This window comes from Roseateles sp. (assembly GCF_039595295.1).
Classification (GTDB): Bacteria; Pseudomonadota; Gammaproteobacteria; order Burkholderiales; family Burkholderiaceae_C; genus Roseateles.
The window spans coordinates 15,249-28,832 of sequence record NZ_JBCNLU010000008.1 but is presented as its reverse complement, the minus strand read 5'-3'; the positions used below and the strand labels follow the sequence as shown (position 1 = coordinate 28,832).

General features: G+C 70.7%; 10 protein-coding genes. 5 read left to right on the top strand and 5 right to left on the bottom strand.

The features are described 5' to 3' along the window. Nucleotide 1: 1 nt before the first annotated feature. Together ABDW59_RS08200 and ABDW59_RS08195 are read left to right on the top strand one after the other, a co-directional pair. The gene (locus tag ABDW59_RS08200) at nt 2-2,620 is read left to right on the top strand and encodes an ABC transporter permease (RefSeq protein WP_343629159.1); all 2,619 of its coding nucleotides are present in this window, start codon (nt 2-4) and stop codon (nt 2,618-2,620) included. Next, a complete protein-coding gene (locus tag ABDW59_RS08195) occupies nt 2,617-3,906 on the top strand; it encodes a carotenoid 1,2-hydratase (protein WP_343629158.1) in 1,290 nt (429 codons plus the stop codon). Before ABDW59_RS08200 ends, ABDW59_RS08195 begins: the two co-directional genes overlap by 4 nt. Here ABDW59_RS08195 and ABDW59_RS08190 read toward each other — a convergent pair. After that, on the bottom strand, nt 3,882-4,385 hold the full coding sequence (locus tag ABDW59_RS08190; protein ID WP_343629156.1) for a diguanylate cyclase: 504 nt from the start codon (nt 4,383-4,385) through the stop codon (nt 3,882-3,884). The two genes, ABDW59_RS08195 and ABDW59_RS08190, sit on opposite strands and share 25 nt — an antisense overlap. Nucleotides 4,386-4,807: 422 nt before the next feature. Between ABDW59_RS08190 and ABDW59_RS08185 the strand changes: the two genes are divergently transcribed. Further along, nucleotides 4,808-6,841: a CHASE domain-containing protein gene (locus ABDW59_RS08185; RefSeq protein ID WP_343629155.1), complete on the top strand. Its 2,034-nt coding sequence runs from the start codon at nt 4,808-4,810 to the stop codon at nt 6,839-6,841. Nucleotides 6,842-6,860: 19 nt separating this feature from the next. Next, nucleotides 6,861-7,436, top strand: a complete 576-nt coding sequence (locus tag ABDW59_RS08180; protein WP_343629154.1) for a GNAT family N-acetyltransferase — start codon at nt 6,861-6,863, stop codon at nt 7,434-7,436. Here the strand turns inward: ABDW59_RS08180 and ABDW59_RS08175 are convergent. Beyond that, nucleotides 7,415-8,017 (bottom strand): MarC family protein, encoded by a 603-nt coding sequence (locus tag ABDW59_RS08175; RefSeq protein ID WP_343629152.1) that lies wholly within the window; start codon nt 8,015-8,017, stop codon nt 7,415-7,417. The two genes, ABDW59_RS08180 and ABDW59_RS08175, sit on opposite strands and share 22 nt — an antisense overlap. A gap of 97 nt (nt 8,018-8,114) precedes the next feature. On the opposite strand from ABDW59_RS08175, the gene ABDW59_RS08170 reads away from it, so the two are divergent. Beyond that, nucleotides 8,115-8,570: an Lrp/AsnC family transcriptional regulator gene (locus ABDW59_RS08170; RefSeq protein WP_343629328.1), complete on the top strand. Its 456-nt coding sequence runs from the start codon at nt 8,115-8,117 to the stop codon at nt 8,568-8,570. 21 nt (nt 8,571-8,591) lie between these two features. Here ABDW59_RS08170 and ABDW59_RS08165 read toward each other — a convergent pair whose 3' ends face one another. The 3 genes from ABDW59_RS08165 to ABDW59_RS08155 all read right to left on the bottom strand — a co-directional run bounded on the left by ABDW59_RS08165 (nt 8,592) and on the right by ABDW59_RS08155 (nt 13,478). Further along, a complete protein-coding gene (locus tag ABDW59_RS08165; RefSeq protein WP_343629150.1) occupies nt 8,592-10,742 on the bottom strand; it encodes a hypothetical protein in 2,151 nt (716 codons plus the stop codon). An 89-nt stretch (nt 10,743-10,831) separates the two neighbouring features. Further along, nucleotides 10,832-11,782 carry a site-specific tyrosine recombinase XerD gene (gene xerD / locus ABDW59_RS08160; protein WP_343629148.1) on the bottom strand — a complete coding sequence of 317 codons (951 nt, stop codon included), beginning with the start codon at nt 11,780-11,782 and terminating at the stop codon, nt 10,832-10,834. Between the two features lie 112 nt (nt 11,783-11,894). Then, nucleotides 11,895-13,478 (bottom strand): DegQ family serine endoprotease, encoded by a 1,584-nt coding sequence (locus ABDW59_RS08155; RefSeq protein WP_343629146.1) that lies wholly within the window; start codon nt 13,476-13,478, stop codon nt 11,895-11,897. Nucleotides 13,479-13,584 lie beyond the last annotated feature (106 nt).

Genomic DNA, 13,584 nt, shown 5'->3' with positions numbered 1-13,584 from the left:
CATGCCGACCGCAGCGCCACCAGCGCGCCGCCCACCGCTGATCGGTCTGCGCCGCGCCTGGGGCTGGTGGTGGCAACTCTCCTGGCCTTCGCTGCGTTTGCAATGGGGCCGGCAACTGGCCGCGCTGCTGACGATCGCGCTGGGCTTGGCCTTGGCTGGCGCGGTGCACTGGATCAACGCGTCCGCGCTGGCCCAGTTCGAATCCGCCGCGCGCCAGAGCAGCGCCCAGGCCGACCTGGAGCTGAGCGCCGCGCCCGGCGCGCCGTCCATCGGCGACGCGCTCTATGCGGAGCTCGCCGCGCGCGACGACATCGCCGCCCTCGCCCCGCGCCTGGACGCGAGCGTTCGCGTGCAGGGCCGGGACGGCGAGTGGCTGCGGGTGCGGCTGGTCGGGCTGGATCTGCTGCAACTGGGCGCTTTCCATCCGCAATGGCTGCCGCGCGCCGACGGGGGCAATGGGGCCAATGGGGCCGATGGGACCGATTTCATCCGCGCGCTGCGCGAGCCTTCCGTGTTCATCAGCGATGCGGCGTGGCAGCGGCTCGGCTTGGCCCAGACGCCCGCCGCCGAGGTCGCCCCCGTCCGGCTCGACCTCGCGGGGCGCAACGCCGCCCTGCCTGTCGCCGGCCGCTTCCCCGATCGCGATCAGCCGCTGGTGATCATGGACATCGCCTGGGCCCAGCAACTGCTGAACCGGCCAGGGCAGCTTGACGCGATCCTGCTGCGCCTGACGCCGGGCCGCGCCGCGCCCCTGGCCTGGCCCGCCGGCGTGATCGCGCAGAGCCCCGCCGATCAGGCCCGTCAGCAGGCCGACGAGGCCCGCCGCATCACCCGCGCCTATCGGCTCAACCTGGGCGTGCTGTCGCTGATGGCGCTGTTCGTCGGCGCGTTCATGGTCTTCGCGGTGCACAGCCTGTCGGTCGCACAACGTCTGCCGCAGCTCGCGCTGCTGGGCGTGCTCGGCATGAGCGCCCGTCAGCGCCTGGGTCTGCTGGTTTCCGAAGCCTTCCTGCTGGGCGTGGCCGGCGCGGTGCTGGGCCTGGCGCTCGCGCTGGGACTGGCCGAGCTCGGCCTGCACGCGCTGGGCGGCGACCTCGGCGCCGGACTCACCGGACTGCATGGCAACCGGCCCACGCTGCAGACCTCGACCGCCTCCATCCTGGGCCTGCTCGCGCTCGGCCCGCTGGTCAGCCTGGGCGCGGCGGCGCTGCCGCTGGCCCGGCTGCGCCGGCTGCCGGTCGCGCAAGTGCTCAAGGGTCTGGGCAGCGGCGGCGCCGACAGCCGCTGGCAACTGCTGGGTCCCGTGCTGCTGGTCGCGGCGCCCTTCCTTGCCGAGTTCCGTCCGGTGCTGGGCATCGCCTGGGGCGCTTATGCCGCGATGCTGGCGCTGCTGCTCGGCGCGCTGGGGACCGTGCCGCTGGCGCTGCGCACACTGACCGGCCTGCTGCGCGGCTGGGCCGCCAAGCGCGCCCTGCCGCTCCTGGCGGTCGAGCGCGCCCGCGATCAAGCCGGCGAGGCCGGTCGCCTGATCGCCGGCGTCCTGGTCGCGCTGGCGCTGGCCGTGGCGATGCTGGTCATGGTGGCGAGCTTCCGGCTCTCGCTGGACCAGTGGCTGACCGACATGCTGCCGGCCGATCTCTACGTCCGCCAGACCGCCCGCGACAACGCCCAACAGGGCCAGCCGATGCCGCCCGCGTGGGTCGCGTCGGCGGCGACGCTGCCAGGCGTGGAACGCGTCTCCCCGCAGCGCTCGCGCAACATCGGCATCACGGTGCGCGGCATGACGGGCTCGGCGACGCTGCTGGCCCGGCCGCTGGATCACCGCCTCCCCTTGCAGGGCGATCCGGCCGCGCTGCCCGACGGCCTGCCGCCGGTCTACATCAACGAGGCGATGGGCGACGCGCTGCGGCTCAAGCCGGGCGACCGCTTCATGCTGCGCCTGGACGGCCGCCAGATCCCGGTCGGCGTGAAGGCCGTCTGGCGCGATTACAGCCGCCAGTCCGCCGCCGTCCTCATGGAGCGCGAGCTGTGGCGCCGCCTCAGCGGCGACGCCGCGATCACCGAACTCGCCTTGTGGCTGCGCCCCGGCGCGGATCCGGTCCAGGCCCAGGCCGCGCTGCGCGCGATGACCGGCTCGCCGGACGCGCTGGAGATTGCCTCGGCCGGCGAGCTGCGGCGCTTCTCGCTGGACATCTTCGATCGCAGCTTCGCGATCACCTACTGGCTGCAGGCGGTGGGTCTGGGGTTGGGGCTGTTCGGCGTCGCCGCCAGCCTGTCGGCGCAGCTGCTGGCGCGGCGTCGCGAGTTCGGCCTGCTCCTGCACCTGGGCCTGACGCGCGGGATGCTGCGCCGGCTGGTCATCGCCGAGAGCCTGCTGCAGGCCGTCGCCGGCGCGCTGATGGGCACCGCCGTCGGACTGGCGATCAGCGCGGTGCTGGTGTTCCGGCTCAATCCGCAGAGCTTCCACTGGAGCATGGACTGGCAGGTGCCGGTCTGGCGGGTGCTGGCGCTGCTGGCCGCCAGTCTGGCGGCCACCGGCATCACCGCGGCCTGGGCCAGCGCCCGTGCGCTGCGCTCCGGCCAGGGCGAGGCGCTGCGCGCCGTGAGGGAGGACTGGTGATCGCGCGACGACATGTGCTCAGGGGCCTCGGTGCCTGGGGCGGCCTGAGCGGCTTGAACGCCGCGAGCGGGCTCGGCGGGCTCGGGCTCATCCTGGTGCCGGGCACCTCGCAGGGGCAGGCGCTCTCCGACGCGCCGCTGCGCTTCCCGCGCGACCACGGCGCGCATCCCGAGACACGCATCGAGTGGTGGTACCTCACCGGCGTGCTGCGCTCGCCGTCCTCCGACGCCGCGAGCGCGCCGACGCACGGTTTTCAGCTGACCTTCTTCCGCTTGCGCAACGATCTGGCCCAGCCGCTGAGTTCGGCCTTCGCGCCGGGCCAGCTGATGCTGGCGCATGCGGCGATCTCGGACCTCGGCCGCCAGCGTCTGCTGCACGACCAGCGCGTGCTGCGGCACGGCTTCGCGAACGCGCGGGCCGAGCTCGGCGACACCGCGACGCGACTCGGCGATTGGCAGCTGCGGCGCTCTGATGCGGGCGACGGTCGCAGCCGCTACGACCTGGTCATGCACAGCGAGTCGGCCGGCTTCGCCCTCTCGCTCTCGCTGCGGGCGCCCTTGCCGCCGCTGCTCCAAGGGCGCGAGGGCTGGTCGCGCAAGGGCCCCCGCCCCGAGCAAGCCAGCCGCTACGTGAGCGAGCCGCAGTTGATCGGCACTGGCCGGCTCGCGCTTCGCGACGGCGGGACGCGAGAGGTTGCGGCCCGCGCCTGGCTCGACCACGAGTGGAGCAACGACCTGCTCGGCCGCGGCGCGGAGCGCGACACCCCGGCGCCCGCGGCGCAACCGGCATCGCCATCGGTCCAAGCGCCGTCATCCGCGTCCGCTTCCTCGGCTTGGAATTCGGCTTCAGCACCGACCACCGCCGCCGACAAGGCAGACCGCGGCCCGCACGCCGGCTGGGACTGGTTCGGCCTGAATCTGAACGACGGCTCGTCGCTGACGCTGTTCCAGGTCCGCAGCGAGGGCGGCCCGCCCGTCTGGACCGGCGGCGGCTGGCGCGGCGCGGACGGACGACAAGTCGACTTCGAGCAGCAGCTGCGCTTCGAGCCGCTGGCCCATTGGCGCAGCCCGGTCAGCCTGGCGAGCTACCCGATCCGCTGGCGCGTGCGCTCGCCGCGTGGCGTGTTCCTGATCGACGCCGCCTTCCAGGCGCAGGAGATCGACGCCCGCCGCAGCACCGGCTTCCCGTACTGGGAGGGCGTCGCCCGCGTCAGCGACGAGGCCGGCCGGACGCTGGGCTGGGGCTATCTGGAGATGACCGGCTACGCGGGCCGCGTGCCGCTGTAGCGGTTGCGCCCGGAAGGCATCGCGGCATAGGCGCGCACGCAGTTGCAGCCGGCGCCGCGCGCCATCGCCAGCGCTTGGCGCGCCTGCTGCAGCAGCTGGTCGGCGCCCTGCTGCGGCTCGCGCTTCCAGTCCTGCCAATGCGCCAGGCCCAGGCTGGCGCTCAAGGGCACGGACTGTCCCTGCCACCGGTAATCGAGCGTCGCCACCCGGGCGCGCAAGCGGTCCGCGGCATCGAGCGCGCCGAGGGGATCGGTACAAGGGAGATAGGCGGCCCAGACGCCGCGCGGCAGCGGCATCAGCCAATCGCCGCCCCGCAGTTGCTGAGCGGCGAGCTGCCCCAGGCGCTCCTCCAAGGCGGCGATGCATTCGTCCCCGTACTGCTGCTGCAGCCGCACCCACGGGTCGAGTTCCAACAGGATCAGCACCCCGTCATGGCCGTGACGCTGCGCTCGCGCCGCCTCGCGTTTGAGGCCGTCCATCAACTGCGCCTCATCGACCGGCGCGCTGCGCGCCGGCTTGTTCCGACGGGCTTGCCAACGCCGCCGCAACGCTGTCCACCAGGCCCCGGGGCCCCTGTCCGAGTCTTGAGCCATGCTGCTGCCCGCCTTCGCCGGAGATGAGGATTGATTGCAGCACAGGAGCAAGCACCGCGCCGCCCCCTTGAGCGAGGGAGGATAGGCCCGCTCGCCGCCTCGTGGCGAGTCAGATGTAACGAATCCGGGCGGCCGCGCGGGGCGCACCGACATGGGATGCGCATCGCGCGCGGCTGCTCTACAGTCGGCGGTCGTGTTCAGCGCCCGCGGCCCCGACCGCCCAGCCCGTGAGCTTCAGCGCCGCCACTCCCCCGCCCCCCGCTTCTTTGGCGACTCCCGCGACCGCCGCGCCGCCCCCGGGGCCTCCGATGGGCGCCGTCATCGGCGCATTACTGGTGCTGCTGCTGGGCCTGGTACTGACGCTCAGCGCGATGTTGTGGAATCGCAATCGCGTGGTTGCCGAAGCCCGCCTGCAACTGGGAGCCCAGATGGAGCGCCTGGAACGCGACATCGTCCAGCGCTTCGTCCAGCCGGTCTACGGCCTCAAGGGCGCGCGCGGCGCGATTGCGTCCTTGGGCGGACATGTCGATCGCCGCGCCTTCCGCGCCTACGTCCAGTCACGCGACCTCCCGCGCGAATTCCCCGGCGTGCGCGGCTTCGGGTTCGTCCTGCCGGTCGCGCGCGAGCGCCTGGATTCGTTCATCACGGCGCAGCGAGCCGACGGCGCGCCGCAGTTTTCGGTGCGGACCCGCGGCGACGCGCCCGACCTGTTCGTCATCGCGCATGTGGAGCCGTTGTCGCAGAACTACCCCGCCTGGGGCTACGACCTGGGCTCCGAGCGTCTGCGCCGCGAGGCGATCGAGCAAGCGATCCGCACCGGCGAGGCGCAACTCACCGCGCCGATCGCGCTGATCCAGGACCGGGCGCGCGGGCCCGGCATGCTGCTGCTCATTCCGGTGTTCCGCGACGGCGCCGATCCGATCGACCCGGCCCAGCGTCGCCAGGGGCTGCTGGGGCTGCTCTACGCGCCGCTGGTGGCGCAGGAGATCCTGGCCGGCCTGAAGGAGGGTTTGGCGCAGGCGCCGGTCGACTTCCGGCTGATGGTCGACGACCACACGCGAACCGAGGATCTGCTGCTGGACTCCGCCGCCGGCATCCAGCCGCTGGACACCTCGCCCGCCGCGGTGCCCGGTTTCGAGGACCGGCTGGTGTCCCTGGAGCATCGCGTGGACATCATCGGTCGGGGCTTTCGCATCGAGGCCGCGATGTCCTCCGCCTACGAGCGCCGCGTGATCGACGCCGCGGGCTGGAGGCCAGGCCTGATCGGTTTCGTGCTGACGGTGTTGCTGGCCGCCACGACTTATCTGCTGGCAGCCGGCCGCGCCCGCGCGCAGGCGCTCGCCGACGCGATGACCGAGGATTTGCGCCGGCTCACGCTGGATCAGCAGGCCATGCTGGACGCGGACATCCTTGGCATCGCCAAACTACGCGGTCGCCGCATCGTCTGGCGCAACCGCGCGCTGGAGCGGCTGTTCGGCTACGGCGAGGGAGAGATGCAAGGGCTGGCGGTGCAGGATCTGTATGCCGACGAGGCGGCCTTCAACGCGCTGGGTCAGAACGCCTATCCGCTGCTCGCGCGCGGCGACCATTACCGCAGCCAGCAGCAGATGCGTCGCAAGGACGGGACCCTGGTCTGGATAGACCTGAACGGCGTGGCCCTGCCCAGCGAGCGCGAGGCTGACACGACGCTGTGGATGATGGTCGACATCACCCACAGCAAGGAGTACGAGGCCCGCGTCGAGCGTGCCGCCTTGCACGACGCGCTGACCGGCCTGCCCAATCGCGTGCTGCTGGCCGACCGGCTGCGACAGGCGATCGCGGCGGCGGCGCGGCAGGATGTGGCGGTGGGCGTCGTCTACCTGGACCTGGACGGCTTCAAGGCGATCAACGACACGCACGGCCACGACGCCGGCGACGAAGTGCTGCAAGCGGTCGCCCAACGGCTCCGGGACGGGATCCGCGCCTCCGACACGGCGGCGCGGCTGGGCGGCGACGAGTTCGTCGTCCTGCTCACGCCGCTGCCCTCGCGCGACGACAGCCGCGGCGCCTGTGAGCGTCTGCTGCGCGCGATCCTGGCGCCGGTGATGCTGCGCTCCGGGCGCGAGGTGCAGGTCGGCAGCAGCATCGGCGTGGCGCATTACCCGCTGGACGCGGTGGCGGCGGAGGATCTGATGAGCCAGGCGGATCAGGCCATGTTCGAGTCCAAGCGGGCCGGCCGGTGCAGGATCCGGCTGCTCAACGGCGCGGCGCTGCCGCAGGAGATCGACCTGTCGGGGCTGCGGCGCCCGGCAGCCGCGCCGACGCCCGACGCCGCGCAGGGTGACCGGAGTCACGCCGACTGAGCCGCCGTACAGTCGACCCATGACCATCCTGACCACCGCGCGGCTCCGCCTCGAGCCGATGAGCGACGAGCACCTGCAGGGCTTGTTCGAGATGAACCGCGACGCCGAGGTGATGCGCTACATCACCGGCAAGCCCGACACGATCGCCGACACGCAGGCCATGATCGACCGGGTCCAGGCCCGCTGGGCCGAGTGGGGCTACAGCTGGTGGACCTTCATCGAGATAGAGACCGGCGAGATCGTCGGCGCCGGCTGCGTCCAGCACCTGGGCCGCGACCAGGCCAACCCGCATGAACTGGGCTGGCGTCTGCGCCGCGATCGCTGGGGCCGCGGCTATGCGTCCGAGGCGGCGATCCGCATGGCGGCCTTCGCCTTCGATGAGCTGAAGGCGCCGCAGCTGGTGGCCTTCTGCGACGCGGACAACCAGGCGTCGTCGCACGTCATGGAGAAGCTGGGCATGCGCTTTCGAGCGACCGAGCGCTGGTACGACTTCGACGGCTCGGTGTACGGGATGACGGTCGAGGAATGGCGCCGGGGTCTGGGCGCCCCAGGCGCGGCGGGGGCGCCGGAGCGTCAGAGTCCGCCGACGAAGTAGCGCTTCAGGCCGGACAGGATCATCTCCACCGCGATGGCGGTCAGCACCAGACCCATCAGCTTTTCCAGCGCGGACACCACCGAGTCGCCCAGCAGCTTGCGGATGCGGTCGGCCAAGGTCAGCGCCAGGAAGGAGATCACCATCGCGGTGAACAGCGCGCCCACCCATTCGGCGACGCGGTCCGGCTGGCGCGAGGCCAGCAGCAGCACGGTGGCCATCGCCGACGGGCCGGCCAGGAGCGGCACGGCCAGCGGGAAGATGAAGGGCTCCTTGCCCGTCTCCACGCCGTAGGCGGACTCGCCCGCGTGGCTGAAGATCATGCGGATCGCGATGATGATCAGGATCACGCCGCCCGCGACCTCGAGCGAACGCTCGGACAGGTGCATCAGGCGCAGGAAGCTGTCGCCCAGGAACATGAAGGCCAGCAGCACCGCGAAGGCGATGCCGACTTCGCGCGCGGCCACGCGCAGGCGGCGCTCGCGCGGCACGGCCCGCATGATGGGGATGAAGATCGGCAGGCTGCCGAGCGGGTCCAGCACCAGCAGCAGCAGGACGAGGGCGGAAAGAAAGCTGTGATCCATGGGGCGGGATTGTCTGCGATCATCCGCGCCGATGAACGATGCCGCCTTCAAGCCTGCCCCCCCGGACGCTCCCGCCGCGAAGAATGCCGCCGTCGCACTGGACGCGATCGATCGCCGCATCCTGCAGGCGCTGCAGCGCGACGGGCGGATCTCGAATGTCGATCTGGCGGCCCAGGTGCACCTGTCGGCGCCGCAATGCCTTCGCCGGGTGCGGTCGCTGGAGGAGCGCGGCGTGCTACGCGGCTACCGGGCCGACGTCGCGCCGATGGTGGTGGGCCTGGGGGTGACGGCCTACGTCAGCCTGAACATCACAGCCCAGGCCTTCGGCCGCGTGCGGGAGATCGAGTCGCTGATCCGCGACTTCCCGCAGATCCTGGAATGCCACACCGTGTCGGGCGACTGCGACTACCTGTTGAAGGTGGTCGCCCGCGACCTGCAGGCGCTGTCGAAGTTCCTGACCGACCGGCTGATGCAGCTGGACGGGGTCGCGGACGTGCGGTCGATGATCTGCCTGGAGGAGATCAAGCCGCCGGCGGGGTTGCCGGTGGATTGATCAGGGTTTCGGAGAAGGCCCTCAGACCTTGGTCTCTCGCACAGGGGCGAGTCCCCTGCGCACGCCGCTCAGAACCGCCTCGATGAGGTTCGCCTCATTCAACAGCTTCCGGCGTTCCTCGCGATCCGCCGGATCCGCTGGGTCGAAGCTGCGGCCAAGATCGACCAAGCCCTCGGCGTGGCTCAGCGCCTTGCTGAAGGCTCCGTCCGGACGGGCAACCATCTGCGCCAAGGCGTCGCGCCGGGTTGCCGGCAAGCCGGCCACGGCGTCGGCAACTTGCTGTCGCAGGATGTCCCTGCTGAGCACGCCCTTGTCACTGGGGCCGTTGATCTGACGGTGCGCGGCTCTCATGCGCTCCATCGAGGGGGCCATGGCGGCGATCAGCTCCAACAGGCGGGCATCAGAGGTCAGACCTCTGGCCAACTGGCCGTTCAGCCCCGCACGCGGCGACAAGCCGAGCCCCTCCATCAGCCGGTCCACACCCTTCTTCGCCGTTTGCATCGCGATATCGAGCTGGCGTTGAGATTCAGCCTCGGTTCGAGCCTTGCTCAGGGTCCGGTTCAACTCCGCCTCGCGGCGAAGGTTCTCCAACTGGCGACGCTCACGCTCTGCGCGGGCGTTGTTCGGTCCCAGCGACGGAGCACTCGCGGCCCGCGGCAGCCCCCCTTCGGGCTTGGCGTCAAAGCGGCCAGGGATGTGCAGGGGCACGTCCGGAAGATTCGGAAGCGACGTTGTTCGCCTCAGCGTGTCAGGACGCGCCACGGCCACCGGCGGCGCTGGCGGCGGCGGTGCAGCGGCGACCTCTGGACGCGGCGCGTTCGCCTGAGCCTGCTGCGGCGCAACCGGCTGACTGGGAGCGTCGGTCATGGACCGACGCGCAGCGAGGTCGCTCGCGCCAGCCCGGCGCTCGTCCCGTTTGGGCCGAGGCGGCGCTTTCGGAGTGTCTCCGTCGGCCGAACGGCCTGTCTCCGTCTGTGTGCCGACCTCGACGCTGGGACGTCGATCGACTGGGCGGTCTCGCCTGGCCTCCGGCTCGGCGTTCACCGGGGTCTGGGTTGTCGACTCCTTCGGTCCTTGCACATTCGATGGGAGATCCTCATTGAACACGCTATCGCTCAAGGACCACGTGCTGCCGCCAGGATCGCTGCCCGCGATGCTCGCGGTATCGCTGGAGAGGTCGCTCTCGTAAGCCGTGTCCTCGTCGCTCTCCTTGTCAAGCTCGACGACGGCGGCCGTGGCCCTCTGCGTCGAAACGAACGGCATGCGCAACATGGCCTCCGGCGGGCGACTCGGCTGTCGAGCACCGACATGGAGGAACGGCTCCATGCCCTTCGCGAACCCCTGACCCAGCGTCTGGCGGCAAGTCTCCTGATACTCGCGGCTTGATCGCTGATCCGCCTGAGGCGACGAGACGGCGTGCACACCATCGTGCGTGGACCGCTGGAACTCGCGATGCATCTGCTGCATCGTTGCCGCCATGGCGCCGGAGAGCGTCGCGCCGTCCTCGCACACCACCGCGATGCGCGGATCCTCCCCCTGGGCCATCCGTCCCAGACAAGACTGGAATCCGTGCGAAACGTCGTCCCGAAACTCCTCCGGCTGCCGCGCGTCGTCGCTGACCGTGTGCACACGCGTGGACCGCGAGGACTTCAGTTCATGACCATGGTAGAGATCGGTTCGCATCACCCAACTGCCGTCGTCGGTCATCTCACCAGTGCGCTGGAAGCGGACCGTGACCGGCGGCTCGCCGGGCGACTGCCCCGACCATTCCAGGCTCTGCCCCGGCACCTGGAGCTGCGCGAGCAGCTTGTGGCTGCGCTCCTGGCCCCCGATGAATACATCGGTCGCGTCCTGCTCGTTGAGCAGGTTGGCGAAGCCGATCATCTCCGGCGCATCGTTCTTCGTGTAATGCGGCGACAGCGCCGCCTGCAGCAGGGAGGGAAAGCCCTCGAACTCCGGGGTCCTGACGGCATTGAAGACCGTGGGGATCACGCCCGCGAGCCAGTTCCCCGCTGCGGCGGCCGCCATGGTGATGAGGTTGGCGCACAGCACTTCGGGGTGCAGGGGCGACCCGGGGTGCGGGAAGAAAGCCGCGGCGCCGAGGCCGACCGGGCCGTGAGGGAAATGACACACCGTGTCACCGAAGGCTTGCTGATTCACGCGATCGAACATGGGAGTGACGACGGCCCCACAGGGGGCCGCCGGAGAATGCTGGGACCGTGATTGGTGTCCGAGCTCGCGGACCGGGTTCCCGGCCTGGATCAGCCGCGCGGGTGATGCGCCGCGTGCAGCACCTTGAGCCGCTCCCGGGCCACGTGCGTGTAGATCTGCGTCGTCGACAGATCGGCGTGCCCGAGCAACAACTGCACCGCGCGCAGATCCGCGCCATGGTTCAGCAGATGGGTCGCGAACGCGTGCCGCAGCGTGTGCGGCGAGATCGGCACCGTGATGCCCGCGATCAGCGCGTACTTCTTGACCAGGCGCCAGAAGCTCTCTCGGATCATCGCCTTGCCGTGCTTGGTGATGAACAGGTCGTCGCTGCCGCGCCCGCTGAGCAGCAGCGGTCGCGCCTCGGCCAGATAGCGCATCAGCCAGGCGTGCGCCTCCTCGCCGAAGGGAACCATCCGCTCCTTGTCACCCTTGCCGGTGATGCGCAGCACCGCCTCGCGCAAGCCGACATGCACGCTCTTGAGCGTCACCAGCTCGGTCACCCGCAGCCCGCTGGCGTACATCAGCTCCAGCATCGCGCGGTCGCGCAGACCGTTCGGCGTACCGACATCGGGCGCCTCCAACAGCATTTCCACCTGCCCTTGCGAGAGCGTCTTGGGCACGCGCATCGGCTTCTTCGCAGCGATCAGCTTGAGCGTGGGATCGCGCTCCACCCGACGCTCCCGCAGCGCCCAGCGGAAATAGCGCTTGAACACTGAAAGCCGCCGATTCGCCGAAGTCGCCTTGCCGCCGTCGTGCCGCGATGCGGCATAGCCCATCAGATCGAGTTCGCTCGCGTGATCGAGGTCCCGCTTGGGCGTCGCCGCCAGCCAGTCGGCGAGCAGCTGAAGGTCGCGGCGATACGCCAGCTGCGTGTTGCGCGACAACCCTTCCTCGATCCAGAGCGACTCGATGAACGCATCGATCGCACGCTGGCTGCGCTGACGCTCGGCGGAAACGGCCGGCGGTGGCGGGACGGGATCGGGCAGGACTTCGGTCGACATGGCGCGCATGATGCCAGGGCGAAAAAAAGGGCCCGCGCCACCACGCGCGGGCCCACGGAGCAACCGCCACAGGCAGCGGTTGATTGGGGGACCGGAAAACCTGAAAGACGCCTCAGCCGATGCTGACCGGCACGAAGATCTTGTCGCCGCCGCGCTGCACCAGCAGCGCCACCGACTTGCTCGCGCCCTGCACCGCGCCGCGGACCTGATCGACCGACTGCACCGGCGTGCCGTTGATCGCCAGCAGCACGTCGCCCGGACGCACGCCGGCCTTGGCCGCCGCGCTGCCGTCGCTGACCTCCTGGATCAGCAGCCCGTCGCGGGTACCCAGCTGACGGCGCTCTTCCGCCTGCAGCGGTCGCAGCGCCAGACCCAGCTTGCCGTGCGCCGAGCCGCCCTGATCCTCGTTCTTCGCGACCTTGGCGGCCTTGTCGTTGGCGTCGCCCAGCGTCGCGGTCAGCGTCTCGCGCTTGCCGCCGCGCCAGACTTCGATGACCACCTTGTCGCCGGGGCCGGCCTGGTCGACCAGCGCCGGCAGATCGCCGCTGCCCACGATGCGCTGACCGCCGAAGCTCAGGATCACGTCGCCCGAGCGCAGACCCGCCTTGGCTGCCGGGCCGCCGTCCTCGACGTTGGCCACCAGGGCGCCCTCGGGTTTCTCCAGCTTGAAGGAGTCGGCGAAGCCCTGGTTGACCTCTTGCACCATCACGCCGAGCTTGGCGTGCTGCACCTTGCCGCCCTTTTCGATCTGGGCGCGGACCTTGTTGGCCACCTCGACCGGGATCGCGAAGGACAGGCCTTGATAGCCGCCCGAGGCGCTGTAGATCTGCGAGTTGATGCCCACCACCTCGCCGCGCGCGTTGAACAGCGGACCGCCGGAGTTGCCGGGGTTGATCGCCACGTCGGTCTGCAGGAAGGGGACGCGGCTCTCATCCGGGCCGAGCGAGCGCCCTTTGGCGCTGATCACGCCCGCGCTGACGCTGTTCTCGAAGCCGAAGGGCGAGCCGATGGCCAGCACCCATTCGCCCACGCGCAGGTCCTTGGTCGCGCCCAGTCGCACGGTCGGCAGGTTCTTGGCGTCGATCTTGAGCACGGCGACGTCGGTGGACTTGTCGCTGCCCAGGACCTTGGCGCGGAACTCGCGGCGGTCGGTCAGCTTGACCACGACCTCCTGCGCGTCCTGCACGACGTGGGCGTTGGTCAGGATGATGCCGTCGTTGCTGACGATGAAGCCCGAGCCCTGGCCGCGGATCTGGCGGCTGCCGGCACCGTCGCCGTCGCCGCCGGGGCCGCCCGGCATGCCCGGCATGCCGAAGCGGCGGAAGAAGTCGTAGAAGGGATCGTCGGGATCGATCTGCGGTGCGCGGGAGTTGCGCGTCTTCACCACGCCGGACACGCTGATGTTGACCACCGCAGGGCCCTGCGCCGCAGCGATCTGCGCAAAGTCGGGCATGCCGGCGGGCGGCGGCGTGAACGAGGCGGGCGAAGCGCTGCCCGTCACCGGCGCGCTCAGCGCGGCGACCTGAGCCCCATCCGCGCTGGAGTTCGCCGACGCGTCGACGGCTTGCGTGTCCGAGGCCTGCGTCAGCTTGGCGTTGCGCATCGCCAGCGCGCCGCCACCGGCGCCCAGCACGCCCGCTGCGGCCAGCGCCCACACGAGCTTCTTCACCGAAATCATCTTTTCCACTTGAGCCATCTGAACCTCCTGTGAGGAGAGCCTGCCCGGGGCCTGGAGCCCACCGCAGACTCGATGGCTTGAAGTGTGGAGATCGAGCCTTAGTCCGCTCTTAATGAAGCGCTTA

What these genes read in the sequence shown, in the direction of transcription:
- ABDW59_RS08180 (WP_343629154.1), top strand. Translation starts at nt 6,861, where the DNA reads ATGACCATCCTGACCACCGCGCGGCTCCGCCTCGAGCCGATGAGCGAC.
- ABDW59_RS08155 (WP_343629146.1), bottom strand. Translation starts at nt 13,478, where the DNA reads ATGGCTCAAGTGGAAAAGATGATTTCGGTGAAGAAGCTCGTGTGGGCG.
- ABDW59_RS08185 (WP_343629155.1), top strand. Translation starts at nt 4,808, where the DNA reads ATGGGCGCCGTCATCGGCGCATTACTGGTGCTGCTGCTGGGCCTGGTA.
- xerD (WP_343629148.1), bottom strand. Translation starts at nt 11,782, where the DNA reads ATGTCGACCGAAGTCCTGCCCGATCCCGTCCCGCCACCGCCGGCCGTT.
- ABDW59_RS08175 (WP_343629152.1), bottom strand. Translation starts at nt 8,017, where the DNA reads ATGGATCACAGCTTTCTTTCCGCCCTCGTCCTGCTGCTGCTGGTGCTG.
- ABDW59_RS08200 (WP_343629159.1), top strand. Translation starts at nt 2, where the DNA reads ATGCCGACCGCAGCGCCACCAGCGCGCCGCCCACCGCTGATCGGTCTG.
- ABDW59_RS08190 (WP_343629156.1), bottom strand. Translation starts at nt 4,385, where the DNA reads ATGGACGGCCTCAAACGCGAGGCGGCGCGAGCGCAGCGTCACGGCCAT.
- ABDW59_RS08165 (WP_343629150.1), bottom strand. Translation starts at nt 10,742, where the DNA reads ATGTTCGATCGCGTGAATCAGCAAGCCTTCGGTGACACGGTGTGTCAT.